At 70.6% G+C, this 25,326-nt stretch carries 29 protein-coding genes and 1 pseudogene; 14 read left to right on the top strand and 16 right to left on the bottom strand.

The window, feature by feature from the left end; genetic code table 11:
- Positions 1-34 precede the first annotated feature (34 nt).
- The 5 genes from LH076_RS09670 to LH076_RS09690 are packed head-to-tail and all read right to left on the bottom strand — an operon-like array spanning position 35 to position 3,282.
- A complete protein-coding gene (locus LH076_RS09670) occupies positions 35-229 on the bottom strand; it encodes a ferredoxin (RefSeq protein WP_227780481.1) in 195 nt (64 codons plus the stop codon).
- Positions 226-1,476 (bottom strand): NADH-ubiquinone oxidoreductase-F iron-sulfur binding region domain-containing protein, encoded by a 1,251-nt coding sequence (locus tag LH076_RS09675; RefSeq protein WP_227780482.1) that lies wholly within the window; start codon positions 1,474-1,476, stop codon positions 226-228. The genes LH076_RS09670 and LH076_RS09675 overlap by 4 nt, the downstream gene beginning before the upstream one ends.
- Complete coding sequence (locus tag LH076_RS09680; protein WP_227780483.1) at positions 1,473-2,063, bottom strand: hypothetical protein; 591 nt, start codon at positions 2,061-2,063, stop codon at positions 1,473-1,475. The genes LH076_RS09675 and LH076_RS09680 overlap by 4 nt, the downstream gene beginning before the upstream one ends.
- Positions 2,063-2,977 carry an FAD:protein FMN transferase gene (locus LH076_RS09685; protein ID WP_227780484.1) on the bottom strand — a complete coding sequence of 305 codons (915 nt, stop codon included), beginning with the start codon at positions 2,975-2,977 and terminating at the stop codon, positions 2,063-2,065. The genes LH076_RS09680 and LH076_RS09685 overlap by 1 nt, the downstream gene beginning before the upstream one ends.
- Complete coding sequence (locus LH076_RS09690; RefSeq protein WP_227780485.1) at positions 2,974-3,282, bottom strand: hypothetical protein; 309 nt, start codon at positions 3,280-3,282, stop codon at positions 2,974-2,976. The genes LH076_RS09685 and LH076_RS09690 overlap by 4 nt, the downstream gene beginning before the upstream one ends.
- A 194-nt stretch (positions 3,283-3,476) precedes the next feature.
- Here LH076_RS09690 and LH076_RS09695 point away from each other — a divergent pair.
- The 5 genes and pseudogenes from LH076_RS09695 (at position 3,477) to LH076_RS09715 (ending at position 7,568) form a co-directional block, all read left to right on the top strand.
- Positions 3,477-4,200 (top strand): annotated as a pseudogene (locus LH076_RS09695) (response regulator transcription factor).
- Positions 4,200-5,681, top strand: coding sequence for a sensor histidine kinase (locus LH076_RS09700; protein ID WP_227780486.1), 1,482 nt, complete (start codon positions 4,200-4,202; stop codon positions 5,679-5,681). Before LH076_RS09695 ends, LH076_RS09700 begins: the two are co-directional and overlap by 1 nt.
- Before the next feature lie 75 nt (positions 5,682-5,756).
- Positions 5,757-6,512: a hypothetical protein gene (locus tag LH076_RS09705; protein ID WP_227780487.1), complete on the top strand. Its 756-nt coding sequence runs from the start codon at positions 5,757-5,759 to the stop codon at positions 6,510-6,512.
- A gap of 79 nt (positions 6,513-6,591) precedes the next feature.
- Positions 6,592-7,068: an FMN-binding protein gene (locus tag LH076_RS09710; RefSeq protein WP_227780488.1), complete on the top strand. Its 477-nt coding sequence runs from the start codon at positions 6,592-6,594 to the stop codon at positions 7,066-7,068.
- Positions 7,069-7,073: 5 nt separating this feature from the next.
- Positions 7,074-7,568, top strand: coding sequence for a hypothetical protein (locus LH076_RS09715; protein WP_227780489.1), 495 nt, complete (start codon positions 7,074-7,076; stop codon positions 7,566-7,568).
- Positions 7,569-7,650: 82 nt separating this feature from the next.
- Here the strand turns inward: LH076_RS09715 and LH076_RS09720 are convergent, their stop codons facing one another.
- A complete protein-coding gene (locus LH076_RS09720; protein ID WP_227783620.1) occupies positions 7,651-8,760 on the bottom strand; it encodes a class I SAM-dependent RNA methyltransferase in 1,110 nt (369 codons plus the stop codon).
- A 68-nt stretch (positions 8,761-8,828) separates the two neighbouring features.
- A complete protein-coding gene (locus LH076_RS09725; RefSeq protein WP_227780490.1) occupies positions 8,829-10,859 on the bottom strand; it encodes an APC family permease in 2,031 nt (676 codons plus the stop codon).
- A 26-nt stretch (positions 10,860-10,885) separates the two neighbouring features.
- Between LH076_RS09725 and LH076_RS09730 the strand changes: the two genes are divergently transcribed.
- Together LH076_RS09730 and LH076_RS09735 are read left to right on the top strand one after the other, a co-directional pair.
- Positions 10,886-11,548, top strand: a complete 663-nt coding sequence (locus LH076_RS09730; protein WP_227780491.1) for a potassium channel family protein — start codon at positions 10,886-10,888, stop codon at positions 11,546-11,548.
- 4 nt (positions 11,549-11,552) lie between these two features.
- Entirely contained in the window at positions 11,553-12,224 is a 672-nt protein-coding gene (locus LH076_RS09735; protein ID WP_227780492.1) for a potassium channel family protein, read from the top strand.
- Here LH076_RS09735 and LH076_RS09740 read toward each other — a convergent pair.
- The 4 genes from LH076_RS09740 to dut are packed head-to-tail and all read right to left on the bottom strand — an operon-like array spanning position 12,195 to position 14,469.
- Positions 12,195-13,007 carry a DUF3159 domain-containing protein gene (locus tag LH076_RS09740; protein WP_227780493.1) on the bottom strand — a complete coding sequence of 271 codons (813 nt, stop codon included), beginning with the start codon at positions 13,005-13,007 and terminating at the stop codon, positions 12,195-12,197. The two genes, LH076_RS09735 and LH076_RS09740, sit on opposite strands and share 30 nt — an antisense overlap.
- Positions 13,004-13,357, bottom strand: a complete 354-nt coding sequence (locus tag LH076_RS09745) for an OB-fold nucleic acid binding domain-containing protein (protein ID WP_227780494.1) — start codon at positions 13,355-13,357, stop codon at positions 13,004-13,006. The genes LH076_RS09740 and LH076_RS09745 overlap by 4 nt, the downstream gene beginning before the upstream one ends.
- 3 nt (positions 13,358-13,360) lie before the next feature.
- On the bottom strand, positions 13,361-14,023 hold the full coding sequence (locus LH076_RS09750) for a DUF3710 domain-containing protein (protein WP_227780495.1): 663 nt from the start codon (positions 14,021-14,023) through the stop codon (positions 13,361-13,363).
- A complete protein-coding gene (gene dut, locus LH076_RS09755; RefSeq protein ID WP_227780496.1) occupies positions 14,020-14,469 on the bottom strand; it encodes a dUTP diphosphatase in 450 nt (149 codons plus the stop codon). Before dut ends, LH076_RS09750 begins: the two co-directional genes overlap by 4 nt.
- A 29-nt stretch (positions 14,470-14,498) precedes the next feature.
- On the opposite strand from dut, the gene LH076_RS09760 reads away from it, so the two are divergent.
- Together LH076_RS09760 and LH076_RS09765 are read left to right on the top strand one after the other, a co-directional pair.
- Positions 14,499-14,969, top strand: coding sequence for a DUF3093 domain-containing protein (locus tag LH076_RS09760; protein ID WP_227780497.1), 471 nt, complete (start codon positions 14,499-14,501; stop codon positions 14,967-14,969).
- A gap of 10 nt (positions 14,970-14,979) precedes the next feature.
- Positions 14,980-15,285: a DUF4235 domain-containing protein gene (locus LH076_RS09765; protein WP_227780498.1), complete on the top strand. Its 306-nt coding sequence runs from the start codon at positions 14,980-14,982 to the stop codon at positions 15,283-15,285.
- A gap of 63 nt (positions 15,286-15,348) precedes the next feature.
- On the opposite strand, the gene LH076_RS09770 is transcribed toward LH076_RS09765, so the two are convergent.
- From LH076_RS09770 to LH076_RS09780, 3 genes are all read right to left on the bottom strand, one after another.
- The gene (locus tag LH076_RS09770) at positions 15,349-15,639 is read right to left on the bottom strand and encodes a DUF4193 domain-containing protein (RefSeq protein ID WP_227780499.1); all 291 of its coding nucleotides are present in this window, start codon (positions 15,637-15,639) and stop codon (positions 15,349-15,351) included.
- A 149-nt stretch (positions 15,640-15,788) separates the two neighbouring features.
- Positions 15,789-16,598, bottom strand: coding sequence for an inositol monophosphatase family protein (locus tag LH076_RS09775; RefSeq protein ID WP_227780500.1), 810 nt, complete (start codon positions 16,596-16,598; stop codon positions 15,789-15,791).
- The gene (locus tag LH076_RS09780) at positions 16,595-17,683 is read right to left on the bottom strand and encodes a ferrochelatase (protein ID WP_227780501.1); all 1,089 of its coding nucleotides are present in this window, start codon (positions 17,681-17,683) and stop codon (positions 16,595-16,597) included. The genes LH076_RS09775 and LH076_RS09780 overlap by 4 nt, the downstream gene beginning before the upstream one ends.
- Before the next feature lie 96 nt (positions 17,684-17,779).
- On the opposite strand from LH076_RS09780, the gene LH076_RS09785 reads away from it, so the two are divergent.
- Both LH076_RS09785 and LH076_RS09790 read left to right on the top strand, forming a co-directional pair.
- Complete coding sequence (locus LH076_RS09785; protein ID WP_227780502.1) at positions 17,780-18,931, top strand: hypothetical protein; 1,152 nt, start codon at positions 17,780-17,782, stop codon at positions 18,929-18,931.
- Positions 18,932-18,941: 10 nt separating this feature from the next.
- Positions 18,942-20,264, top strand: coding sequence for a D-arabinono-1,4-lactone oxidase (locus LH076_RS09790; protein ID WP_227780503.1), 1,323 nt, complete (start codon positions 18,942-18,944; stop codon positions 20,262-20,264).
- On the opposite strand, the gene LH076_RS09795 is transcribed toward LH076_RS09790, so the two are convergent.
- Positions 20,179-20,907: a trimeric intracellular cation channel family protein gene (locus LH076_RS09795; RefSeq protein WP_227780504.1), complete on the bottom strand. Its 729-nt coding sequence runs from the start codon at positions 20,905-20,907 to the stop codon at positions 20,179-20,181. The genes LH076_RS09790 and LH076_RS09795 overlap by 86 nt on opposite strands.
- 75 nt (positions 20,908-20,982) lie before the next feature.
- Here LH076_RS09795 and sepH point away from each other — a divergent pair, with 75 nt between their 5' ends.
- Together sepH and LH076_RS09805 are read left to right on the top strand one after the other, a co-directional pair.
- A complete protein-coding gene (gene sepH / locus LH076_RS09800) occupies positions 20,983-22,065 on the top strand; it encodes a septation protein SepH (RefSeq protein ID WP_227780505.1) in 1,083 nt (360 codons plus the stop codon).
- On the top strand, positions 22,058-22,714 hold the full coding sequence (locus LH076_RS09805) for a thymidine kinase (protein ID WP_227780506.1): 657 nt from the start codon (positions 22,058-22,060) through the stop codon (positions 22,712-22,714). Before sepH ends, LH076_RS09805 begins: the two co-directional genes overlap by 8 nt.
- 17 nt (positions 22,715-22,731) lie before the next feature.
- Here the strand turns inward: LH076_RS09805 and LH076_RS09810 are convergent, their stop codons facing one another.
- Positions 22,732-24,084: a condensation domain-containing protein gene (locus LH076_RS09810; protein ID WP_227780507.1), complete on the bottom strand. Its 1,353-nt coding sequence runs from the start codon at positions 24,082-24,084 to the stop codon at positions 22,732-22,734.
- 60 nt (positions 24,085-24,144) lie between these two features.
- On the opposite strand from LH076_RS09810, the gene LH076_RS09815 reads away from it, so the two are divergent.
- On the top strand, positions 24,145-25,326 hold the full coding sequence (locus LH076_RS09815; protein WP_227780508.1) for a hydroxymethylglutaryl-CoA reductase: 1,182 nt from the start codon (positions 24,145-24,147) through the stop codon (positions 25,324-25,326).

Genomic DNA, 25,326 nt, shown 5'->3' on the forward strand with positions numbered 1-25,326 from the left:
TGCCGGTCGCGGAGCGGGCGAGGGCCTGGCTCACTCATCTCTGGAGCCGCAGCGCAAGGGCCGGGCAGACCCCGACGACCTGACGCGCACGGGCCATCTCGTCCTCGCCCAGTTCCGGCGGCAGCAGGGGGAAGCCCCAAGGGTCGGTACCGATGCGCTCACCCCACAGTTGAGCGCACAGTCCGTGTCCGTCGCAACGCGTCCAGTCGACCTCGAGTCGCGCGCTCACGCCGCACCCCCCGAGGTCAGCGGAAGCACGCCGCGGGTCGGGCGGCCGCAGCCACGACCCAAGCGGTGTAGCTCGATCTCCTCGGCGTACGCCGTCAGACCCGTGCCCAGGAACCGCACGGCTCCCGTGGGGTGGGCACACGCGCCACGACCGGAGATCAGCCCGGCCCGTCGCTTGAGTGCGTCCACGTCCGGGAGCGCGCCGGCGTGGAGGGCGCCCAGGTCGCGCGCGAGGGAGTCGAGCCCGAAGACACACGGTCCGCACTGCCCCGCCGATTCGCGGGCGAGCCACTGCCCGACGCGGGCGAGCTCCCCGAGGGCGCAGGTGTCATCGGGAAGTACGGCGACCACGCCGGCGCCCCAGGCCAGTCCGGCCGCCTTCAGCGCCGATCGGTCGACCGTCAGATGGGCCGCGGACGACCAGACGCCGTGATAGCCGCCGATCAGCACGGGCCGGCCGTCGAGTGCGCCGGTGAGGTCTCGGAGCCGCAGGCCGTGCGGCACCTCGATCACGCCGCGATGGGGCACGTCGCCGACGAGCGTCACGAGCGTGGTGCCCGCCTCATGCGGGAGTCCGCCCGTCAGGCCCGAGTCCGCGAGGACGCCCAGCGCGGCGAACGTCTCCACGTTCGACGCGAACGTCGGTCGTCCCAGGAGTCCCCGCTCCGTCGGCAGCACGCGACGCCCCTCGGGCACGGCGGGGCGGTTCTCGAGCCCGTTGATCGCCGCCCGGACCTCGCCGGACACGAAGCCGCCCTCCGAGCGCACCACCCGGATGTCGCGAGCATCGCGACGCTCCGCGCAGGCCGCGAGCAGGGCGTCCGCCGAGACCGGGTCGTGCACGGTGATTGTCGCGCCGCGCGCGCTGAGGGCGGTGGCGACCACGACGACCCCGTCGATGACCCGGTGGGGCGCCGACCGCATCAGCACGCGGTCCTTCCAGCTCGAGGGATCGCTCTCGCTGCCGTTGACGAGCACCTCGGCACCCGGACCGACGGCGGCGAGCTTCGCGCTCACCGGGAACCCGGCGCCGCCGCGCCCCAGGAGGCCTGCTTCGCGGGTCGCCGTACACAACCAGGCATGGGTGCGCGGGATCGGCGCGCCCGCGAACCCTCGGTGCTCGGGGTAGCTCACCGGTCGGTTGCCGGAGGTGCCCGCCAGCAGCACCGCCGGCCCGACGGACAGCACCGGCGGTGTGGCGGAGTGGCGGGTCCGCCGCTGCGTGTTCGGGCTTGTCGTCATGGTCATCGAAGGGCTCCGATCGGTTGGTGATGGTCCAGCCGCAGGCGGCCGGTCGTGTCGGGGATCCGGCGCGGTGGAGCGCCGAGCCGGAGTGCGGCGGCGGTGACCACCGTGGCGCCGCAGAGGACGTACGTCGCGGCGCCCCACCAGGTGCGGGTGTCGGTGCCGCCGAAGATGCCGTGGGCCATGCTCAGCGCCCAGCCGAGGTACGCCGACGTGTGGACGATGCGCCACGTGCGAGCAGCGCGCGCCGACCCAGCCAGCCGGTGGCGCAGGCCGCCCGAGAGGCCCGTGAGGATGAAGGCATAGAGCGCGAAGACGCCGAGGGCGACGGCGACGGGGCGATAGCCGGCCGCGAACGGGAACAGGAGCGTCGTCGCAGGCACGCTGACGTAGGCATCCGCCAGTGTGGCCGCGATGTGCAGACCGAGCACGACGAGGCCGAGGACGCCCACGCTGCGATGGACGAGTTGACGTATCAGCCGCGATTGTCCAGCGCCGCCACGAGTGGCGAGCGCACCGAGCGCGGTCGACGCGGTGAGGGCGAGCAGGGCGACAAAGCCGAGTGCGCGAATGAGGTACCAGAGCGTCATCAGGCGGCCCTCGACTCCGACGGCCAGGTACCCCACGTCGTGACATCGTGGCGGTGGTCGACGAGCCTCGCGGGAAAGCGGCGCTCGCGGATCCGACGGCCGGCGGCGATGTCGTCGACCAGCGCCCAGGTGCTCACCACGTTGGCGGTCAGCGCCGAGGGGGCGGCGATGCTGGCGGTGCGCCACATCCCGGACGCCGGCTCGCCCGTGCGCGGGTCGACCACGTGATGGGCCGGCCGGCCGTCGGGACCGGTCCAGCGCCGGCCCACCAGCGAGGAGGTCGCCAGGCCGCCACCGGTGAGCCCGATCCGGACCGAGGGTCCCCCCTCGATCTCGGCGACGTCGACGAGCCAGTCGTGCTTGCCCGCAGCCGAGAGGTCGCCGCCGATCCCGACCAGCGCCGGGGCGCCGTACTTCCGAAGGATGCGGCGGGCCGCCTCGTCCGCAGTCCAGGCCTTGGCGGTCGCGCCGAGGTCGAGCCGCATCCCCCGCGGTACGCCGAGCCGGCACAGCGTTCGGTCGACGCGGACCCGGTTCCAGCCGGGCGCGGGTTGCGGAGTCACGGCGGGCGTCCCCGTGCGGGCTCGAACGGTAGCGATATCGGCGTCGTACCCGAGCCCGATGAGCGCTGTGCCAATGGTCGGGTCGACTGCGCCGTCGGTGTCACGGGCGGCGTCGAGTGCGACGTTGACCAGGTGGAGCGCGAGCGGACTGACCGGCACGAGCTCGCCGGCATGGTCGTTGACGCGCTCGAGCTCGGAGTCGGCGCGGAACCGGCTGGCGGCGGCCTCGACCTTCCCCATCAGCTCGCTGACGATCCGCGTGGCGCCGTCGAGGTGACGGGGCTCGATCACGGCGACCGTGACGGCGCACGACCAGTCGCGCCACGCCGCGAGGTTCGGGGATGCCCTCATGAGGAGTGGCTCGATCCGCTCGCTGAGCCGTTGCTGCCGGAGTTGACCGTCGAGCCGGTGTCTCCGGAGGTGGTGCCACTCGCGCTGTCATTGCTCGAGCTCGTCGTACCGCTGTCATAGCCGCTGTAGGAACCGCTGCCGGATGAGGTCGTGGTGGATGTGGTGGTCGTCGACGTCGTCGCCGCGGTCGACGCGGTCGAGTCATGGGCTGCGACCGTGAGGGCCGCGGTGCCCAGCAGGCTGGCACCGACAGCGCCGAACAGCCAGCGACGGGCGCGGATGAGGGGACTTGGTTTCGTGGACATGTCTTCACCGTGGGGGCTCGGTCTATGAGACTCATGTGGAGCCTTGATGAACGGTCACTCATCAGGAACGCATAGGAAGCGGCTGGCGCACGCCAAGACGAGCGTCCTCGGATGGCCACGTGCGGGCTCGCGGCCCGTCGACACGGCTAAGGTCGATTCCCGACGGTCCGTACGAACCACTTGACGGAGGTGTGATGAGCGAGCGCCCGCAGTTGACGCGCCCTGACGGGTCGCCCATGCGTGTGCTGGTCGTCGAGGACGAGGACACACTCGCGCAGCTGCTGTCGATGGCGTTCAAGTACGAGGGTTGGGAGGTCCTGACCGCCGGCGACGGCCCGAGCGGCGTCCGGGCCGCCCGGGACTTCCGGCCCGACGTGGCGGTCCTCGACGTGATGCTGCCGGGCTTCGACGGACTCGAAGTACTCAAGAGGCTGCGCGCCGAGACGATCGCCGCACCGGTCCTCTTCCTGTCCGCGAGGGATGCCGTGAGTGACCGCATCGCCCGGCATCACCGCCGGCGGCGACGACTACGTCACGAAGCCGTTCAGCCTCGAGGAGGTCGTGGCCCGCGTGGGCGGCATGCTGCGCCGGGTCGGAGCGGCCGCCTCAGGAGATGACAGTCTGATCGTCGTCGGCGACCTCACCCTGGACGAGGCCAGCCGCGAGGTGACCCGTGGCGGTCAGCAGATCGAGCTCACTGCGACCGAGTTCGAAGTCCTGCGTCACCTGATGCTGAACCCACGCCGTGTGCTGTCCAAGGGACAGCTGCTGGACAGTGTGTGGCACTACGACTTCGGTGGTCAGACCAACGTGGTCGAGCTCTACATCTCCTACCTGCGGCGCAAGATCGACGCGGGTCGCCCCCCGATGATCCACACCGTTCGCGCCGTCGGATACGTGCTCAAGCCGGCGGAGTGATGTTCGGACGACGCCGTGCCGACGATGCGCCCCGTGGCCGTCGGCACTCGCTGCGGCTCCGACTGGTGATCGTGCTGGTCACCCTGCTCGCCGTTGTGTCGGCACTGGTCGGGTTGATCACCGTCGTCGCGTTGCGGGGGTTCCTCGTCGGACGCCTCGACGCCTCTCTCACCGCGGCCGGGCAGCGCTCTTCGCAGGCCGGCACCCTGACGTCGGATGACGACGACCCGACGAATGCCGGTGGCAACCACTTCCTCCTGGCGCCCGGTCAGGCCTCGGGCACGCTCGGTGCGCGCGTCGTGAGCGGCAAGCTGACCCAGGTCGGGGTCCTGAAGGACGATGGGTCCATCCAGAACATCTCGATCGAGTCCGTGAGCGTGCTGCTGCACGTGGCCGTCGATGAGCGGCCGCACACCATCAACGTCGGGAGCTTGGGAGACTTCCGGGTCCTCGCCGCGCGCTCACCCGACGGCGACGTGCTCATCACCGGACTGCCGCTGGACGACGTCGACCGCGTCGTTCTCCGGCTGATCGCGCTGGAGGTCGCGGTGGCGGCCGGAGCGATCCTGGCGGCCAGCATCGTGGGCGCGATCATCGTCCGGCGCACGCTGCGTCCGCTGCAGCGTGTGGCCGGCACGGCAGAGCGGGTCAGCACACTGCCGCTCTCCCAGGGCGAGGTCGCGCTGACCGAGCGGATCGAGCGTCGCGACGTGGACGACCGCACCGAGGTCGGTCAGGTCGCCGGCTCGGTCAACCGTCTGCTCGACCACGTGACGGGTGCCCTGACGGCCCGCCACGAGAGCGAGACGAAGGTCCGCAGGTTCGTCGCCGACGCCAGCCACGAGCTGCGCACCCCGTTGGCGGCCATCCGCGGGTACGCCGAGCTCACCCGCCGCATCCGCCACGACGCACCCCCGCAGATCACCTACGCGATGGAGCGGGTCGAGTCGGAGGCCGCACGCATGACCACCATGGTGGAGGACCTTCTGCTCCTGGCCCGTCTCGACACCGACCCCGTGCTCGCCAGCGAACCGGTCGACCTGACGCACCTGCTCCTCGACGTGGTCAGCGATGCGACCGCCAGTGGGCCCGACCACAACTGGCGGACCAGATTCCCCGAAGCCCCGGTCCACGTGAGGGGGGACGCCGCGAGCCTTCATCAGGTGCTCGCGAACCTGCTCGCGAACGCGCGCGTCCACACGCCGCCCGGAACCACCATCACGGCGAGCCTGAGCGCCACCAACTCGACCACAGCCGTCATCACCGTCGTCGACGACGGACCCGGCATCCCGGAGGACCTCGTCGCGACCGTGTTCGAGAGGTTCGCTCGCGGCGAGTCCTCGCGCAGTCGAGCCTCCGGAAGCACGGGACTCGGTCTCGCCATCGTGCGCGCCATCGTCGAGGCACATCACGGCACCGTTGAGGTGACCACCAGGCCCGGACAGACGTCGTTCGTGGTGCGCCTTCCTGCGATCGAGTAGGCGGCGCCCCGCAGTCATACGCTTTCGATAAGGACGCGACACGGCCGCGCTAATCAGCCGGCCCGCTGTGAGGTCATGACCATCACAGCCTCGCCGGTGGCGACACCGAGCGAACTCCCCTCACTCGCCCCGGCGATTCCCGGCACGCCGATCCTCGACGTCGTCATCCCGGTCTACAACGAGCAGGCCGCCCTCGAGACGTCGGTCAGGAGGCTCCACGCCTACCGACTCCAGGCTCGTGGAGGGCACTGGTTCGAGTGGCGGTTCCTCACCCCTGCGCTGTTCCTGCAGCCGCATCCGTTCTCGCTCTCGTCCCATCCCCACGACAACACCATGCGGATCACGGTGCGCAATCTGGGAGAAGGTACAGGGCGACTGCGCCATGTCAGACCGGGCACCCGTGTGTTCATCGAAGGCCCCTACGGGAGGTTCACCGACTCGGCGCGTACTCGGGACCGACTGGTGCTCATCGGTGCGGGCATCGGCATCGCCCCGGTGCGCGCCGTCTTGGGTGCCACCCACCTCGAGGCCGGAAAGGCCGTCGTCATCCTGCGCGCCTCCACCCCCGGTGAGCTCTATCTCGCCGACGAGGTTCGCGCAATCTGCGCGGAACAGGACATCGACCTCGTCGAGCTCGTCGGGAACCGAGCCGGGGCGAGCTGGCTCCCTGCGACGCACGTCGGCCAGCACCTGGACGACCTGGTCCCGTGGGTTGCCGACGCCGATGTCTTCGCCTGCGGCCCCGAGGCGTGGATGGAGGCCGTCTTCGAGGATGCCCGCGTCTGCGGCGTGCCGAAGAGCCAGATGCACCGCGAGAGCTTCGCCTGGTGAGCGGCGCTCGAAGCCATTACGCGTCCGACGTCGTCGGACGTCCCAGCAGCGTCACGATGTTCCAGGAAGGAGGCAGCGCATGAGTGTGGGCGGCAAAGTCGCATCCGTGCTGACCGCCGCCGGCGTGATCGGCGTCGGTTGGTGGGTCGGGAGCCAGAACGACTCGACAGCGACCGTCGTCACTGACACGTCGACGAGCAGCGGCTCGACCAGCGTCTCTCCGACAGCCGCCGGCAGCTCCTCGTCCGGCACCGGCACGCCCTCGGCAACTGCCTCGTCCACGGCGTCGAGCGGGACGTACACCGGCAGCACCGAGTCAGACCGCTATGGCGAACTCACCGTCACCGTGACGATGTCCTCAGGCAAGATCTCCGACATCACCTACACCTCGACGGCACATGACGGACATTCGCTCGAGATCGAGAGTCGTGCCATCCCGACTCTGAAGTCCGAGGCCGTCGAGGCCAATTCCGCCGACATCGACACCGTCTCCGGCGCGACGTACACCTCGACGAAGTACAAGACGTCACTGCAGTCCGCTCTGGACAAGGCCTGATCCCCGTGATGCGTTCGTCCGTCAGGGCGACGAGGGCCCGGTGGGCCGTCGCGGCGGCAACGTTGGCCCTGACCGCGGGGTGCGGGGGCGGGCTGGGGTGGTCACCGAGCCGGCCCACCCAATCCATCGACGCCAGCGGCTTCGACGACAAGTACACCGCGGTGATCACCAGCATCACCTCGGCCACGAGCGATGCCGGCTTCGCGTGGGACAGCACGCCACCGACGCACGGGCTCATCGACAAGCTGGGCATCTGCTCGTGGCAGCTGCTCCAGTCCGGCACGTGGGCAGGCGACATGGGGCGGCTGCGCGACCTTCGGAACATCGTCAACCGCGCGCTGGTGCGCAACGGCTTCCACGCGGCGATCTGGAAAAAGGAATCCAGCACGCCCCTGCTTATCACCCAGGACTCCTCCCGAGCCTTGCTGGAGGTGAGGCTCGCGAACCCCGCCACGATCGCCATCTACAGCCCGGCGGCCGCTTCAACCTGCGACTCGTGACAGCGCTGAGCACCCTGGCAGCGGTGAGGTCGAGGTGGTCGAACGCCTTCTCGGCCGGATCCGCCCGGCGGGGCCCCACGCGCTACCTCGTCACGAGTTGCGCAACACACTCCACGTGGGACGTCATGGGGAAGAGATCGAAGGCGCGGATGCTCCGCAGTTCGTAGCCCCGCTCAGCGAAGAGCGCGAGGTCCCGCGCCAGGGCGGCTGGATCGCAGGCGACGTAGGCGATCGCCCTCGGCCCCCGCGCGACGACGGCGTCGACCACAGGCCGCCGCGCACCCTCCCGAGGCGGGTCGAGCACGACGAGGTCGAAGTCCTCGGTGTACGCCGACGCCAGCACCGTCGCGACATCACCCGCCGTCACCTCGGCGTCCGGCAGGTTGCGCGCGGACAGGGTGGAGGCGGTGCGGTCGCCCTCGATCGCGACGACCCGGCCACCGGTACCGACGCGGTCGGCGAGGAAGGCGCTGAAGAGGCCGACACCGGCGTAGAGGTCCAGCACCGACTCCCCCGGCTGCGGGTCGAGCCCGCGGAGCACCTCGGCCACCAGCGTGGCGGGCGCGGAGGGGTGCACCTGCCAGAAGCCGTCCGCGGCGACGGTGAAGTCGTGGGCGCTGTCAGCCACGGTCACCGTCTCGATGACCGTCCCCGGCACCGGCTCGCGGGCGTCCGTCCGGGCGATCAGGCAGTCGTCGATGGGGATGAGGTCGTGGGAGCGGAACTTCCGCATGGCGCGGCCGGCGGGGCTGTCGACGTACCGCTGACGGGTGCGCCAGCGCAGGCCGTCGGGAGCGCCGGCCACCTCCTCGACGACGACGTCGGAGTCGATCCCGGCGAGGCGCTTCAGCTGCTCCCGCACAACGGCGGTCTTGAGCTCCCGCTGTCCGGCGAGCGAGACGTGCTGGAAGTCGCAGCCACCGCAGCGGGCGGGGCCGGCGTACGGGCAGGGCGCGGCCACCCGATCGGACGAGGGCGTCAGGATCTCGACGGCGTCGCCGCGCCAGAAGCGGTCGCCGTCCGTGCCCTCGGTGATCTCGAGGACCACGCGTTCGCCCGGCAGGGTGTGGCGGACGAAGATCACGCGGAGGGCATCACCGTCGGCGACACGAGCGACGCAGTGCCCGCCGTGCGCGACCGGTCCGACCTCGACCTCGAAACGCTCCCCGACCCTCGAGCGACCGCGCGGCACCTTGGCCCGGGGCACCCGACCCCGCCGCTCAGGACGACCGCGACCACCACGACGAGGGCGGTCCGCGCTCACCGTCGGACCTGACCGTCCCGGTAGCCCTCAGAGCGGATGGCGCCCGGCGCCACCCACGTGGTGTCGCGCAGTTCCTTGGCCTTCGCGAGGCCGGAGGAGAGCTGGTACGGCACCGAGATGACCATGACGCCGGGGGTGAAGAGCAGCCGTGCCTTGAGCCGTAGGGCCGACTGGTTGTGCAGCGCCGACTCCCACCAGCGGCCGACGACGTACTCCGGGATGAAGACGGCGACGACGCCGCGCGGGTTCGACTTCCGGATGGCGGTGGCGTAGTCGACGATCGGGCGGATCAGCTCGCGGTACGGCGAGTGCAGCACCTTGAGCGGGATGTCGAAGTGCCGCTCGTCCCACTCCTCGAGGAGTCGCGCGGTGGTCTCGTCGTCGACGGAGACCGTGACCGCCTCGAGGGTGTTCGGCCGGGTGGCGCGGGCGAAGGCCAATGCCCGCAGGGTCGGCTTGTGCAGCTTGGACACCAGCACCATGGCGTGGACGCGGGTCGGCATGACCTTGTCCTCGTCCCCGGCCTTGAGCTCCTCGGCCACCGCGTCGTAGTGCTTCCGGATCCGGCGCATGACGATGTAGAAGAAGATCATCGCCAGGATCGTGATCCACGCGCCGGCGAGGAACTTCGTGATCAGGACGACCACGAGCACGACCGCGGTGAAGGTGAGGCCGATGGCGTTGATCGTGCGCGACTGCATCATCTTGCGACGCCTGCCCGCATCGGTCTCGGCGGCGAGCTCGCGCGTCCAGTGCCGGATCATGCCGAGCTGGCTGAGGTTGAAGCTGACGAAGACGCCGACGATGTAGAGCTGGATCAGACGGGTCGTCTGGGCGTCGAAGGCGACGATGAGCACCGTCGCCATGACGGCGAGGAAGACGATGCCGTTGCTGTAGGCGAGCCGGTCACCGCGAGCACTCAACGCACGGGGTGCGTAGCCGTCCTTGGCAAGGATCGAGCCGAGCACCGGGAAGCCGTTGAACGCCGTGTTGGCGGCCAGCACGAGGATCAGGCCCGTGACGGTGACGACGAAGTAGAAGGCCGGCGGGAAGTCGGCCCACACGGCCTTGGCGACCTGCGCGATGACGGCGTTCTGCGTGTGCGAGTCGCCGAGCGGCACGCCGTTGAGGAGGAGGCGGTGCTGGTCGTCCGGGTCGACGAAGCGCAGTCCCATCTCCCGCGCCAGCACGATGATGCTCACCATCATCGTGACCGCGATCAGGCCCAGCATCAGCAGCGTCGTCGCGGCGTTCTTCGACTTCGGTCGGCGGAAGGCGGGCACTCCGTTGGAGATCGCCTCGACACCGGTCAGCGCGGCACAGCCGCTGGAGAACGCACGCGCCAGGAGGAAGAGGAGCGCGGCGGTGTTGAGCGGGGACTCCATGCCCTCCCGCGGCACGATGTCGAACTTCGCGCTCTCGACGTGGGGGAGGTTGCCCGTCGCCCACAGGAAGAAGCCGACGATCGCGGTGCCGAGGATGGCGACCATGAAGGCGTAGGTCGGGATCGCGAACGTCGAGCCCGCCTCGCGGATGCCGCGCAGGTTCATCGCCGTCAGGATGATGACGAGTGCGACGGCGAGCGTGGCCTCATGGCCCTGCAGCGCTGGGATCGCGGCGCTCGCGTAGTTCGCTCCTGAGGAGATCGAGACCGCGACCGTCAGCATGTAGTCGACGATCAGTGCGCAGGCGACGGTCGTTCCGGCCCGCGCCCCGAGGTTGACCGTGGCGACCTCGTAGTCACCACCACCACTGGGATAGGCGTGCACCGTCTGGCGGTACGACGCGATCACCGCGGCCATGACGAGCGCGACCGCGATGGCGATCTTCCACGAGAACGCGTACGCCGACACCCCCGCCAGCGACAGCATGATGAAGACCTCGTCGGGGGCATAGGCCACCGACGAGAGCGCATCGCTCGCGAAGATCGGTAGCGCGATGCGCTTCGGTAGAAGGGTCTCCCCCAGCTGGGAACTGCGCAGCTTCCGACCGATCAGAATGCGCTTGGAGACGTCGCCGACACCCACGGGGCGCAACGCTATACGCTCGTCGGGTGCACGTTGTGATCATGGGATGCGGCCGCGTCGGCTCGACCCTCGCCCGCAGTCTCGAGGACCGCAACCACACGGTCTCCGTGATCGACTCCGAGCCCGACGCCTTCCGGCGTCTGGGCCCCGGATTCAACGGCGACAAGATCATGGGCATCGGCTTCGACCAAGAGGTCCTGGAGAAGGCCGGCATCCGTCGCGCCGACGCCTTCGCGGCGGTCTCCAGCGGTGACAACTCCAACATCATCGCGGCCCGCGTGGCCCGCGAGACGTTCGGCATCCAGCAGGTCGTCGCCCGCATCTACGACCCCGGCCGGGCCGAGGTCTACCAGCGACTCGGCATCACCACCGTCGCCACCGTGAAGTGGACCGCCGACCAGGTCCTGCGCCGGCTCCTGCCGGCGGGCGCCGAGCCCGACTACCGCGACCCGTCCGGCACGATCCGCCTCGACCAGGTCCCCGTGACCGAGGCGTGGATCGGCCAGCGGACGATCCACTTCCAGGAGCAGACCCGCTGTCGGATCGCGTGGATCGACCGCCTCGGCGAGGGCGTCCTGCCCACGCGGGAGAGCGTCATCCAGGAGGGCGACCTGCTCCACATCGTGATGCGCGAGGAGAACGCGCAGCACGTCTACGACACCCTGACCGCCGGTCCCCAGGAGCAGTGACGACATGAGGGTTGCCATCGCCGGAGCCGGCGCCGTGGGGCGCTCGATCGCCCGCGAGCTCATCGCCAACGGCCACGAGATCCTCCTGATCGACAAGGAGGCCGACGCGATCAGGCCCGAGCGCGTCCCCGACGCGGAGTGGCTCCTCGCCGACTCGTGTGAGCTCTCCTCGCTCGAGGAGGCGCGCCTGGACCGGTGTGATGTGGTGATCGCGGCGACCGGTGACGACAAGGTCAACCTCGTCACGTCGCTGTTGGCCAAGACGGAGTTCGGTGTCCCGCGGACCGTCGGCCGGGTCAACCACCCCAACAACGAGTGGCTCTTCACCGAGGCCTGGGGTGTCGACGTGAACGTCTCGACGCCGCGGATCATGAGCGCCCTGGTCGAGGAGGCGGTCACGATCGGCGACCTCGTCCGGCTCTTCACGTTCCGTCAGGGCAGCGCCAACCTGGTCGAGCTCACGCTCCCCGCCGACAGCCCGTACGTCGGCCGCCAGTCAGGTCTGATCCCCTTGCCCGAGAACTGCGCTCTGGTCACGATCCTGCGCGACGGCATGGTCTACACCCCCGACCCGCAGCACCCCGTCGAGTCCGGCGACGAGCTCCTCTTCGTCGTTCCGGCCGACAAGGAGGACGAGCTCGAGCGGCTACTCGCTCCCTCGAAGCACGGCGGCTGAGCCGGGCGGCCGGATCGGCGTGGCGTTGCGGGCGAGCAGCCAGATGATGGTGGCGGCCGCCGCGATGCGGAGCGCCGTCCCGAGCCCGAGTCGCAGGGTGGCGATGATCGAGACCGCAGTGTCCCCGTCGATCGCGCCCGTGTGCCCGAGGACCCAGACGGGCCCCTGACCGAGCACGCCGATCGCGCCCGGGGCGAGGAAGACCCACGTGATCCGCTGGCACAGCCGCACGATCTGCCTGTCCTCGTGCCATCCGTTGGGGTCGCCGGTCGCGAGCCCCACCATGAAGCCGACGATCGGCCAGCCCGCCAGGCAGGCGAGGCCGACGACGAGCGTGTAGACGCCCGTCCAGAGGATCCCCGGCAGGAAGTAGGCGAGCGCCTGCTCGGTGGCGTCTCCCCCGCCGTGCGCAGCCACCCGGACGAAGACCCAGCCGATCGCGATCCCGAAGATCGCGTTCATGACGTACGACGTCGTGGACCGCTGCACGAGCCGGACCACCAGCGCTACCACGGCGACGGCCCCGGCGGCGACGAGCGACACGGTGAGGTCCTTCGTCACCAGCCACAGCACGGTGAAGATGACGGACGGAACACCGGCCTCGACCATACCCCGGCGGCCGCCCAGGGAGGCGGCGATGCGTCGGCGTACCAGCGCCTCGACGGTGTCGACACCCTCCTCACCGTGCTCTGCCTGCTCGGTCTCGACGACCTCGGCCGGCTCGACCGCGTCGTGGACGGCCTCCCGGAAGGTCTCATGGGGCTCCCCGTGCCCACTGGTCACGGGATCAGCTCGTAGCGCGGGTTGTAGAGGACGCGTACGCCGTCCTGGAGTCCGATCCGACCCGCGACCTGGATGGACCGGCCCGGGCTGATGCCGGCGATGCGGCGGCGCCCCAGCCAGATGACCGTGACCATGCCGCTGCCGTCGAAGAGCTCCGCCTCCAGCGCCGGTACGCCACCGCGCGGACGCAGCGTCACGGTGCGCAGGGTGCCACGCAGCTGGACGGGCTGCCGGTCGGGCGCCGCCGCGATCGCGGCGCAGTCCTTGGCGCCGTACTCCTCGCGCATGTCCCGACGGTCCTGGTCCTCGGAGTTGGCCCAGGCGCTCAGCCGCTCACGGAGCTTGCCCATGGGTCAGGCCTCCGTCGTCGGCGCGGGCTGGGGCGGCATCACCAGCGGCAGCGCTTCACCGACGGGAAGTGCGGCGTCGCCGCGACGGATCGCGCTGGCGGCGAGGCCCTGGAGCCAGATGTTCGCGTAGTCGCCGTCGACCGCCGGGCGGCCGATCAGGGTCGCCCGCAGCATCCAGCGCGAGCCGTTGATGCCGATGATCCGTGAGGCCTGCACGCCCTGCGTGCCGTCGGGCAGCTGAACGGGCATCTGCCCGACGAGGTGGATGCCCCAGGTGCCCTCGATCTCGCTGACCTCACCGCCACGGTTGACGATGTCCTGGGCCAGCTGCGGGCGGACGGTGGCCCAGAGGTCACCGTTGCGCGGCGCGGCGAAGGCCCGCAGTTCGAGGGCGCCCTCGTCGGAGGTCAACAGGACGGCCTGGACCTCCTGGGTGCGCTCGTCCACCTGGAGCCGGAGCTCGCAGTTGGGCACCGGTGCGACGAGGATCGAACCGAGGTCGACACGGTCGATCGCTGCCATCTCGGCAGGGATGTCGTCGACGTCGTAGGGGCCGAGCCGCACCATCACGGTGCCGTCGGGCCCCTCGATCGTGTCGGGGGCGGTCCCGTCGAGCTCGTCGGGGTTCGGCGTGGCGTCGGACGGTGACCTACGGCGGAACTTCACCCTCGAAGGCTACCCGTGCCCGTCGACCCGTAGCCGCCCTCACCCCGCACCGAGTCCGGCAGGACGTCGACCACTGTGAAGGTCGCGCGCTCGACCTGCTGGATCACCAGTTGCGCGATGCGCTCGCCGCGCGTGAGCGTCACCGTCTCCCGCGGATCGTGGTTGATCAGGAGCACCTTGATCTCGCCGCGGTAGCCGGCGTCGACGGTGCCGGGGGTGTTGACGATCGAGAGGCCGTGGCGGGCGGCCAGCCCGGAGCGGGGGTGCACGAGGGCGACGTACCCCTCCGGCAGGGCGATGCCGACACCGGTCGGCACCACGGCACGCTCGCCCGGGGCGAGGCTCACGTCGACCGTCGTCATCAAGTCCGCACCGGCGTCACCGGGATGGGCGTACGACGGCACGGGGAGCTCCGGGTCGAGCCGGACGAGTGCGATGTCAACCACGCGCGGACCCTATGGGAAACTCCTCTCTCGTGACCACTGCGACGAGCTACCGCGAGCGCCTCCATGTGCCGCTGCGGTGGTGGGTGCAGGGCGTCATGTTCATCGCCACCCTCTGGCTGGCCCTCGTCGTGGCGGTGCCGGGCCTGTGGGCATGGTCGATCACGGCGGCGATCCTCGCCCTGCTGGCACTGGCGTTCCTCGCCTACGGTGCCGCCGAGATCGTCGTCACCGAGGGACGTCTCGAGGCCGGATCGGCCCGGATCGACGCCCGGTGGCTCGGCCGTGCCGAGGCACTCGACGCCGAGGCCGCACGTCGTGCCGCCGGGGTCGACGCCGATGCCCGCGCCTTCCTGCTGCTGCGCCCCTATCTCAAGCGCGCGGTCAAGGTCGCCATCGAGGACCCGTCCGACCCTGCTCCGTACTGGCTGCTGTCCACCCGCCGCCCGGACGAGCTCGCCGCCGCGCTCACGGCGCTGAAGGGCTCTTCCGCCGCACACTAAGGTGAGTGGCATGGCGAAGAAGAAGGCGAAAGCACCGAGTTCGAAGGTGTGGGCACTGATGGCAACGGTCACGGCGCTGGGCGCCGCCGCCGTGGCGCGCAAGGGCCTCGACAAGGGCTGGCAGGCCACCACCGGCCGCAAGCCCCCGGCCAACCCGGCCGACCCGGACGTCGACATCTGGGAGGCCGTCACCTGGGCCGCCGTCACCGGTGCCGCTGTCGCCCTCGCCCGGATGTTCGCGCAGCGCAAGGCCGCCCACTACTACGTGAAGTCGACCGGCCAGCTGCCGCCGCAGCTCGCGCACGACGGCAAATAGCCTCGGACGAATGAGAGAAGCCGCTCCCTGACATCCAGGGAGCGGCTTCTGTTGCTCTGGGCCCTACGCGCAGTCGCGGCAGATCATCTTCTTGCTGTCTGCCAGCTGGCTGCGGTGGTGCACCAGGAAGCAGCTCATGCAGGTGAACTCGTCATCCTGCTTCGGCTTCACCTCGACGGCAAGCTCCTCATGCGACAGATCGGCACCGGGGAGCTCGAAGGCTTCGGCGGCCTCCGCCTCGTCCTCGTCGACCTTGCCGGAGTTCTTGTCGTGACGGCGCGCCTTGAGCTCTTCAATGCTCTCCTCGGACTGCTCTTCCTCGGTCTTGCGCGGGGCGTCGTAGTCAGTGGCCATCCGTCATCACTCCCTCTTCTGCTCGGCACCTGCCGGGCGGCGATTGTGCACCATTCACGCGGTTCTTCGCACACTGGCCCCGTGTTCGTCGCATGAACATCCAGTGACGACGGACTATTCCCCGTGGGGAACACCGCGTTGATACCCGTTCAGACGGGTCCGAAACCCGCAGCCTGCACTGCTTCGCGGAACTCGGTGAATCCGTGACGAGGAGCACACACCACCAGCGTCCGGCCGGCCGTTCCCGTCCCGACCTCGACGGTCGCGCCCGCGCCCTGCGCGACGAGTGCTGCGGCGGCGAAGTCCCAGAGGTGGACGCCCTCCTCGACATAGGCGTCGAGCCGGCCGCAGGCCACGTCACACAGGTCGAGCGCGGCGGCACCGGCCCGTCGGATGTCCCGCACCTCCGGCAGCAGCCGGACCAGCGCCTCGGCCTGGCGACGCCGCTGTTCGGCGTCGTAGCTGAAGCCGGTGGCCACCAGCCGTTGGGAGAGCGGCGCAGGCGCCCGCACCGCGATCGGCTCGCCGTCACGCTCGGCCACGACGTGGCCGTCGTCGTCGACGTACGCCGTGAAGGCGGTGCCATGGGACACGTCGATGACCACGCCCGCGACCGTCTGCTCGTCGACCTGGGCGGCGATGGAGACGGCGTAACGCGGAATCCCGTAGAGGAAGTTCACGGTGCCGTCGATCGGGTCGACGACCCACCGGACACCCGAGGTGCCGGGCCCCGAACCACCCTCCTCGCCGCCCTCCTCCCCGAGGAAGGCGTCGTCGGGGCGCGCGGCCAGGATCACCGAGCGGATCAGGGTCTCGCTGTCCCGGTCGGTCTGCGTGACGACATCGACGTCGGAGCTCTTGGTGGCGGCGACGCTGACACCGGACTCGGCACGGCCGCGGACCAGCTCGGCGGCAGCCCGCGCGGTGCTCAGGCCCAGCTCCATCAGCTCGCGGCTCATGGCGCGTCCACCCCACAGAGCGCCGGGCGTTCCTGGCGGGCGGCGCAGCACCCGACCGGGCAGCGGTCCCAGAGCGGGCCGATCTCCCCCACCGCGGCCCGGGCGACCTCCTCGCCCCGCTCGACCGCGGCCCGCTCGAGCAGCAGGTCACGGACCGCGGCGACGAACCGCGGATCGGTGCCGGGCGTCGGCGAGCGTCGGGCCTCGATCCCCAGACGGCTGCAGGTGGCGAGCGCCTCGGTGTCGAGGTCGTAGACGACCTCCATGTGGTCGGAGACGAAGCCGACCGGGATCAGCACGATGGCCCGGGTGCCCTCGGCGGCCAGCTCCTCGAGCCGGTCGTTGACGTCCGGCTCCAGCCACGGAACCCGGCCGTCACCGGACCTGGAGCAGAAGACGAGCTCGTGCGGTCGGTCGAGGCCGCTCTCGGTGCGGATGCGGTCCGCGATCACGGCAGCGACGTCGAGGTGCTGGCGCAGGTAGGCGCCACCGGCGTCCGGCGGCCCGGCCGCATCGTTCATGGCGGTCGGGATCGAGTGCGTGACGAAAACGAGTCGGGCCTCGCCCCGCACGTCCTCGGGCAGGTCGGCGAGCGCCTCGAGCACGCCGTCGACGACCGGCTCGACGAAGCCGGGGTGGTTGAAGTAGTTGCGCAGCTTGTCGAGGGTGATCGCGCCATCCGCGGCGGCCCAGGCGTCGTACAGGTTCTCGCGGTACTGCCGACAGGAGGAGTACGACGAGTAGGCGCTGGTCGTGAAGGCGGCCGCCCGGGTGATGCCGTCGGCGCGCATCTGCGCGACCGTGTCGGTGAGGTAGGGGTCCCAGTTCCGGTTGCCCCAGTAGACCGGCAGGTCCAGCCCGTGCTCCGCGAGGTCGGCCCGCAGCGCCTCGAGGAACGCCCGGTTCTGGTCGTTGATCGGCGAGCGCCCACCGAAGCCGAAGTAGTGCTGGCCGACCTCGACGAGGCGTTCGCGCGGGATGCCGCGACCGCGCGTGACGTTCTCCAGGAACGGCACCACGTCGTCGGGCTTCTCCGGTCCGCCGAAGGAGACCAGCAGCAGGGCGTCGTACGGGCGCGGATCCATGCGGGCACTGTAATGACACGGGGATTCACAGCGAGCCACAACCTGACCACAGCGCAGCCTGACGCTCCTCGCAAGTGGCGGCCGCACGCTCGACGGGTGGCTGAACGACTCGTCCTGCACCTCGGTGCGATGAAGACCGGCACGACCTACCTGCAGTCGATGATCCGGCAGAACCGCGAGGTGCTGCACGCCGCGGGGCTCCGTGACGCACGGACGCTGGGTCGCCCGGCGGGTGCCGTCTCGAAGCTGCTGGCCCGGCCCCGCACCGCGGAGGCGGTCCGACCGTGGCACGCCCTCATCACCGCCGTCCGTGCCGCGCCGGAGCCGACCGTCGTGCTCTCGACGGAGTTCCTGAGCCTGGCCCGGCCGCACCAGATCGCGGCGCTGCTGGCCCCCACCGACGGCCTCGTGGTCGACGTCGTGCTCGTGGCCCGGGACCAGACAGGTGCCATCCCCTCGCAGTGGCAGACCTACTGCCGCAACTACGGGGACGACTCGTGGCCGACGTACCTCGCCCGGATCGACCCGGCCCGTGCGGGCGACCCGGAGAGCCGGGCCTGGCGCAGCTACTACCGGGCGCAGGAGCTCGACCGGATCGTGGGGGACTGGAGCGGTCATGACGGCGTCTCCCAGATGGACCTGATCACGCTGCCGCACACGCGTCGGGAGAGCCTGCCGCTGTGGCGCACCTTCGCCGCGATCGCCCGCGCCGATGTCCCCGTCACCGAGCCCGGCGGCCGGGTCAATCCGTCCGTCGGCCATGCGTCGGCGCAGATGCTCCTTGACCTCGGTCGCCACTGGCGGCGTGCCGGCCACCGGATCCAGGTGGTCAAGCCGGCCATGCGTCACCTCATCGCCGAGACCCTCGCCCCGCGGCGCGCCATGGAGGGGCCGCCGCAGCTCGACCGCGCGGCCTGGTCCTTCGCGCAGCGCCGTAACCAGGCGGTGCGGGAGGCCGTCGGAGACGCGGTGGCGTCCTCGCGGCTCACCGTCCACGGTCGTCTCGACGACCTGACGTCGCCCGCGTCCGCCGGACCGCTGCCCAGTGAGGCCTCCAATCCCGAGGCGATCCACGTGCAGGCCGCGGCCCGCGCCCTCTGGCAGGAGGTACGCCGACGGGCCGGCCTGACGACCGCCACGCCGCCCCTCACCTATCCCGACACCCTGCGGGACATCGTGGACCTCGTCCCGCGGACCGCGTCGTGGCCGACTGAGGATGCCCGCGCCCAGGAGGAATGCCAGGTCTAGCCTGTGCGCCATGCCTGAGTGGAGGAACTGGTCGGGGCTCGAGTCCGCGACCCCCGGACATGTCGTCACGCCCCGCTCACCGGGTGAGGTGATCACCGCCGTGACGTCGGCAGCGGAGGCGGGTCGCCGGGTCAAGATGGTCGGCACCGGGCACAGCTTCACCGGGATCTCGGCACCGGTCTCGGGCAACGCCGGCGTGATGCTCTCCCCCACCGCGATGACCGGCATCCTCGCGGTCGACCGCGACGCGATGACCGTCACCGCTGCAGCGGGCACGCAGCTCAAGCACCTCAACGCGGCGTTGGAGTCCCTCGGCCTCTCGCTGCACAACATGGGTGACATCGCCGAGCAGACGCTCGCCGGGGCGATCTCGACCGGCACCCACGGCACCGGCGGCCTCCGTGCCGGCCTCGGTGCCCAGGTCGCCGGTCTCGAGATGGTCACCGCCGACGGGGAGCTCGTGGCGGTGACGGAGGAGGACGGCGAGCTGCTCGACCTGGTCCGTGTGGGCCTCGGTGCCGTCGGGATCATCGTCTCGGTCACCTTCCGGGTGGAGCCGCTCTTCGGGCTCCGCGCCACGGAGACGCCGATGGCGTGGGACGAGTTCGTCGGCTCCTTCACCGACCTCATCGCCGACGACGGGGCGGGCCGGTCGACCCACGTCGACGCCTACTGGTTCCCGCACAGCGATCGCGTCGCAACCAAGCGAAACGTCCGGGTCGAGCTCGACGAGCTCGACCCGCTGCCGGGGTGGAAGGCCTGGCTCGACGACGACTTCATGCAGAACACGCTCTTCGGCGCGCTCTGCCGGACCACCAACCGCTTCCCCCGTGCCATCCCGCGGGCCAATCGCTTCGCCGCCTCCCAGCTGGCGCACCGGACCTACGCCGACGTGGCGCACAAGGTCTTCGTGGCGGAGCGTCGGGTGGTCTTCCGCGAGATGGAGTACGCCGTCCCGCTCGAGTCGGGACTCGACGTACTCGAGGAGTGCCGGCGTGCCGTGGAGGCCTCGGACCTACGGATCAACTTCCCCGTGGAGCTGCGCGTCGGCCGCGCCGAGTCACCGGCCCTGTCGACCGCACACGGACGCGACAGCCTCTACCTCGCCTTCCACACGCATGCCGAGGTGGACCACCGGCCCTACTTCGCCCTGATCGAGCCGATCCTCGCGGCCGCTGACGGCCGACCGCACTGGGGCAAGGTGCACACCCGCACCGCCGCCGAGTTCGCCGACCTGTATCCGCGGTTCAACGAGTTCGTCGCGCTGCGCGATCGCCTCGACCCGCGACGCGTGTTCTCCAACGCCTACCTGGAGCGGGTCCTAGGCTCCTAGGGGCCTTCTGCCAGGCCTCGGAGACTGGGCGCGGCATGGGGGCGTGCCAGTCCCGGTAGAGGGCGAGCAGCCGCCAGACCACACAGACGACGCCGCCGACGAGCGCAGCCGCGCCCTCCGAGGCACCCGTCTCGAGCCCGACGATCGCCACCGCCGCGCCGGCCGCCGCCGGAGTCGCATAGAGGGTCCCGCGGAAGATGTCGGGCACCCGGTCGCTGAGCAGGTCTCGGATGACGCCTCCGCCGACGGCGGTCATCAGGCCCATCAGGATCGACGCGACCGGCGACAGTCCGTAGTCGTAGGCCTTGAACGAGCCGGAGATCGAGAAGAGCGAGAGGCCGACCGCATCGATCACGTCGATGGTCGACTCGGCACGGCTCACCGTCGGGTGGAAGAAGAAGACCAGCAGGCCCGCGAAGCCGACCGCCGCCAGGAGTTTCCAGTCCGTCAGGGCGACCGGCGGGGTGGCGTCGATCAGGACGTCACGCATGATGCCGCCGCCGAGACCGGTCACACTCGCCAGGACCAGCACACCGAAGATGTCCATCGACCGGTTGACCGCCACCAGGCCGCCGGCCAGTCCGTAGACGAAGATGCCGACCAGGTCGAAGATCTCGATGAGCAGCGACGGATCGGTGGTCATGGCCGAACGCTACTGGCGCGCCGTTACGGGCGTGGCAACGTCCCTCAGGGCTCGCGTCACAGATAGGCTCTCCCCATGTCGGCCGAGGAACTGTCACTCGAGGCGCGAGGTGAGCTGCACCGCTCTCCCGCGCACCAGGAGTGGACGGTCGCCTCTGTCAGCCGCGACGGCACCCGCATGCTGCTGGTCGATGCCGACGGAAACGAGATGTCCGTGGCGGTCGCGCCGGACGCGCTGCCCCGGCGATCGGAGAAGACGACGGTGAACACAGGCAATCAGGGATCACCCACGCTGCGGCCCCGTGACATCCAGGCACGCATCCGTGCCGGCGAGAGTCCGGAGTCGGTCGCCGAGGCCGCCGGCACCACGCTCGAGCGGATCATGCCCTTCGCGGCCCCCGTCATGGCCGAGCGCGAGCACATGGCGGGCCGTGCCCAGAAGGCGACCGTACGCCGACAGGCCAGTGAGTCGACCGCCCGCACGCTCGGCGACGCGGTCGCGAAGCAGGTCGCCGAGACCGACTCGATCGGCACCGTCTCGGCCGAGGACGTCGTCGAGTGGGACGCCTGGCGTCGCCCTGACGGCCGCTGGGCCCTCGTCGCGCTCTACACGACCTCCGCGCGCTCCGGTGCCGGCGAGTTCACCTTCGACGCCCCGGGCAACTTCGTCTCGCTCGACAACGATGACGCCCGCTGGCTGGTCGGCGACCTGCCGCCCGAGGAGGTGGCCCCGCCCGCACCCGAGGGCCTGCGCCTGGTCGAGGCACCCGCTCCGCCGACGACGCCTCCTCCCACTGCCGCCGCCTCCGCCGAGCCCATCGCGCCGGTCGTGACGCCCGTTCAGGCCGACGAGCCGGTCGTCGAGGCGCCCGCTGTCGACGCGGACCCCCAGCTCGACGAGTCCCCGATCGAGCCCACCGCGGTGATCCCCCCGACCACGCCGCCGCCGTCCTGGACGCCGCCCGCGCCGCAGCCGATCGTGCCGGGGTCGTCGCAGTCCCCGGCGCCGCCTCCGGCGAAGAAGTCGAAGCGCCGTCGGGCCTCCATCCCGTCGTGGGACGAGATCATGTTCGGCGGAGCCGAACCATCCAAGACCGACGGTGGTGCCGAGCGGTCCACGACGGACGACCGGCCGTCCGACGACTCCTCGGATGGCTGAGCTCCGCTTCTACACGGGTCCGATGGACTCCGGTAAGTCCACGCTGGCTCTCCAGACCGACCACAACCGGGCCGCCCGCGGCCTCGCGGGACGTCTCTTCACCGTGCACGACCGCGCCGGCGTCGCGCAGGTCTCCTCGCGCCTGGGTCTGACCCGTGAGGCGATCGAGGTGCCCGCAGACTTCGACTTCTGGCACTACACGGTCGACGCCCTGACCCACGGAGCGCGGATCGACTACTTCATCTGCGACGAGGCGCAGTTCTACACGACGCGCCAGATCGACGACCTGGCCAAGATCGTCGACGAGCTGCAGATCGACGTCTACTGCTTCGGCATCCTCACCGACTTCCGCACCAAGCTCTTCGAGGGCAGCCAGCGTCTCGTCGAGCTCGCCGACTCCACCCAGCTCCTCCAGGTCGAGGCGCTGTGCTGGTGCGGGAAGCGCGCCACCCACCAAGCCCGGCTCGAGGACGGGATCATGGTGACCGAGGGCGACGTCATCGTGGTCGGCGACACCGACGCGGACCCCGGCGCCCTGCCGGGCGAGGTGACCTACGAGGTGCTGTGCCGCCAGCACCACCGCCGTCAACTCACGGCGGGCCGGGCCAAGGCGGTCTCGCTCACGGCCGAGCCACTCCCCTTCGCCTGAGCTTGCGGCTCTGGGCCTCAGGCGCTGCCCGACAGGGTGAGGTTCGGCCTCAGGCCGTCGGCGGACAGGGCGCGGAGCTCGGAGACCCAGGCATCGACGAGCGCGAAGAGCGTGCTGCGTGCCAGATCGCCCTCGGGGTGGCGGGCGCGGACGAAGAGTCCGTCGGCAGTGCGGGAGAGCCGCAGCTGGACGTCGTCGGCCCGGCCCGCGGACGAGACATGGCAGGCCGCACGGGCGGCAGCGTCCGCCGCGCCGGGGAGATGGCGGTAGTCCAACCAGGAGACCAGGAAGGCATCCCGGCTCTCCGGCGCCTCGGAGCCACCCAGCGCCCCGATCACCTCGTCGAGGGGTACGTCGGCAAGCTGCATCCCGTCACGGACGGCCCGGTCGGCCGCCTTGAGGTCGGCGCCCGACCGCCCCGCGTGGATCGAGAGCGGCGCCGTGGTGGTGAACCAGCCGACGGCCGGACGGGCGGCACCACCACGGCGGGTGTCGACCGGGGTCAGCGCGTCGAGGCGCTCGGGGCCGCCCAGCTGGGAGACCGCATTGGCGAGGGCGAGGAGGGTGACGGCGTACGTGCTGACGCCGTGGCGGTCGGCGAGCTCGGTGAGGGCGTCGATCTCCTCCGCGTCGGCCAGGCGGCGCACGACGGTCGCGGGTCGGCGTACGGCTTCGGAGCGGCCGACGGAAAGCGGGAAGGTCGGAAGTTCACCGTCGGTCGCCTGCAGCAGGCGCCGCCAGGTGTCGAGTCGCGGGTCGTCGGGCTCGACCGAGTGGGCGGCCGGCTCGCCGACGGCGGCGAGGAAGCTCGTCGGCATGGGCGGAGCACTGTCGGGCTCGGCCTGGCACTGCGCATAGAGGCCGGCCAGCTCGTCGGCGATGACGGGGACCGACCAGTCGTCGCAATGCAGTTGGTGCATGGCGAGCACGATCGTGGAGCGGTCTGGACGCGAGATCCCCAACGGCACGAAGCTCGGGTAGCCCGAGAGCGCACACCCGGCGTTGACCAGGTCGACCACGGCCTGCCGGGTCTCCTCGTTGGAGGTCGTCCGACTGCAGTCGAGGTGGGTCCACGTCATGGCCTCGGCGCGGTGCCGCACGACGGCGCCGGCCTCGAGCACCTCGAGTTGCAGTGAGCTGTGTCGGGCCACGAGGACCTTGAGGCTCTGCTCCAGTGCCTCGACATCCACGGCACCGTCGACGTCGAAGACCGCGGCGTGCCACTCGGTCGGTGCGCCGAGTCCGCGGGCGAGGAGGCGGCGCTGGTGGAGACCGAGCCTGGCCGGCTCACCCTCGTCACCCGGAGTGACGGTCCACCGCATGATGTGACCCGGTTGGGGCTGCCAGAGATCGGCCGAGGTCTCCTTCACGCGAACAGATGTTCCCCTGCCTCGTCGTTTCATCCCTGCCTCATCTGTCACACTCGCGCCATGCGCGACGAGAACGAGCTGAAGATCCCCCGCGACCGCACCGACGACTACGCGCCGGGCGCCATCGCGGCGCGCCAGTCCTTCGCCCGCGAGTACGCCGGCAGCTCGCTGGACCATGTCGGGACCTACTCCCTGGACCCGCAGGCACTGCCGGGCAACGTCGAGAACTTCATCGGCGTCGCGCAGGTCCCGATCGGCCTCGCGGGACCGCTCCTCGTCAACGGCGAGCACGCCCACGGTGACTTCCTCGTCCCGATGGCCACGACCGAGGGCACGCTCGTCGCCTCCTACAGCCGCGGCATGAAACTCTGCCGCGCGGCCGGCGGCATCACGACGACGGTCGTCGACGACAAGATGCAGCGCGCGCCCGTCTTCACGTTCCCCAGTGCCCGTGAGGCGCGCGACTTCGCGGGCTGGCTCGACGAGCACTTCGACGAGATCGCGGCGGCAGCCCAGGAGACGACGTCATCCGGCCGCCTCATCGAGATCCAGCGCTTCTTCGCCTCGAAGATGCTCTACACCCGGTTCAACTACACGACGGGCGACGCGGCCGGGCAGAACATGACCGGCAAGGCCACCTTCGCCGCGTGTGCGTGGATCAAGCAGAACTACCCGGGCGAGCTGCACTTCCTCCTCGAGGGCCAGTTCGCGACCGACAAGAAGACGTCGGTGGTCAACATGCTCCACACCCGCGGCAAGCGGGTCGTCGCGGAGATCACGCTGCCGGCCGCACTGGTCGAGGAGCAGATGCACGTCTCCACCGACAAGCTCTTCAGCGCGCGCCTCAAAGGCCAGCTCGGCGCCTTCATGTCGGTCACGAACAACAACGGCAACCACTCCGCCAACGGCATCACCGCGATCTTCATCGCGACCGGCCAGGACGTGGCCAATGTGGCCGAATCGTCAGCGCTGTATGGCTTCTCGGAGTTGCTACCCAACGGTGACTTCTATGCCTCGGTCACTCTGCCGAGCCTGATCGTGGCGACGTACGGCGGCGGGACGGGGCTCGCGACCCAGCGAGAGTGCCTCGAACTCCTGGGCTGCTACGGCACCGGCGGCGTCCACAAGCTCGCCGAGATCATCGCCGCCACCGTGCTCGCCGGTGAACTCTCGCTCGGCTCAGCCGTCGTGGCCGAGGAGTGGGTGCAGGCCCACGACGACCTCGGGCGCAACCGCCCCTGA

Source organism: Nocardioides sp. Kera G14 (genome assembly GCF_020715565.1).
GTDB lineage: Bacteria > Actinomycetota > Actinomycetes > Propionibacteriales > Nocardioidaceae > Nocardioides.

Bases quoted from the DNA above. Each gene is read 5' to 3' on its own strand.
- LH076_RS09780 (WP_227780501.1), bottom strand. From the start codon at position 17,683: ATGGATCCGCGCCCGTACGACGCCCTGCTGCTGGTCTCCTTCGGCGGA.
- LH076_RS09675 (WP_227780482.1), bottom strand. From the start codon at position 1,476: ATGACCATGACGACAAGCCCGAACACGCAGCGGCGGACCCGCCACTCC.
- LH076_RS09790 (WP_227780503.1), top strand. From the start codon at position 18,942: ATGCCTGAGTGGAGGAACTGGTCGGGGCTCGAGTCCGCGACCCCCGGA.
- LH076_RS09765 (WP_227780498.1), top strand. From the start codon at position 14,980: ATGGCGAAGAAGAAGGCGAAAGCACCGAGTTCGAAGGTGTGGGCACTG.
- LH076_RS09815 (WP_227780508.1), top strand. From the start codon at position 24,145: ATGCGCGACGAGAACGAGCTGAAGATCCCCCGCGACCGCACCGACGAC.
- LH076_RS09700 (WP_227780486.1), top strand. From the start codon at position 4,200: ATGTTCGGACGACGCCGTGCCGACGATGCGCCCCGTGGCCGTCGGCAC.
- LH076_RS09705 (WP_227780487.1), top strand. From the start codon at position 5,757: ATGACCATCACAGCCTCGCCGGTGGCGACACCGAGCGAACTCCCCTCA.
- LH076_RS09745 (WP_227780494.1), bottom strand. From the start codon at position 13,357: ATGGGCAAGCTCCGTGAGCGGCTGAGCGCCTGGGCCAACTCCGAGGAC.
- LH076_RS09795 (WP_227780504.1), bottom strand. From the start codon at position 20,907: ATGACCACCGATCCGTCGCTGCTCATCGAGATCTTCGACCTGGTCGGC.
- sepH (WP_227780505.1), top strand. From the start codon at position 20,983: ATGTCGGCCGAGGAACTGTCACTCGAGGCGCGAGGTGAGCTGCACCGC.
- LH076_RS09805 (WP_227780506.1), top strand. From the start codon at position 22,058: ATGGCTGAGCTCCGCTTCTACACGGGTCCGATGGACTCCGGTAAGTCC.
- LH076_RS09710 (WP_227780488.1), top strand. From the start codon at position 6,592: ATGAGTGTGGGCGGCAAAGTCGCATCCGTGCTGACCGCCGCCGGCGTG.
- LH076_RS09735 (WP_227780492.1), top strand. From the start codon at position 11,553: ATGAGGGTTGCCATCGCCGGAGCCGGCGCCGTGGGGCGCTCGATCGCC.
- LH076_RS09680 (WP_227780483.1), bottom strand. From the start codon at position 2,063: ATGACGCTCTGGTACCTCATTCGCGCACTCGGCTTTGTCGCCCTGCTC.
- LH076_RS09770 (WP_227780499.1), bottom strand. From the start codon at position 15,639: ATGGCCACTGACTACGACGCCCCGCGCAAGACCGAGGAAGAGCAGTCC.
- LH076_RS09690 (WP_227780485.1), bottom strand. From the start codon at position 3,282: ATGTCCACGAAACCAAGTCCCCTCATCCGCGCCCGTCGCTGGCTGTTC.
- LH076_RS09685 (WP_227780484.1), bottom strand. From the start codon at position 2,977: ATGAGGGCATCCCCGAACCTCGCGGCGTGGCGCGACTGGTCGTGCGCC.
- LH076_RS09775 (WP_227780500.1), bottom strand. From the start codon at position 16,598: ATGAGCCGCGAGCTGATGGAGCTGGGCCTGAGCACCGCGCGGGCTGCC.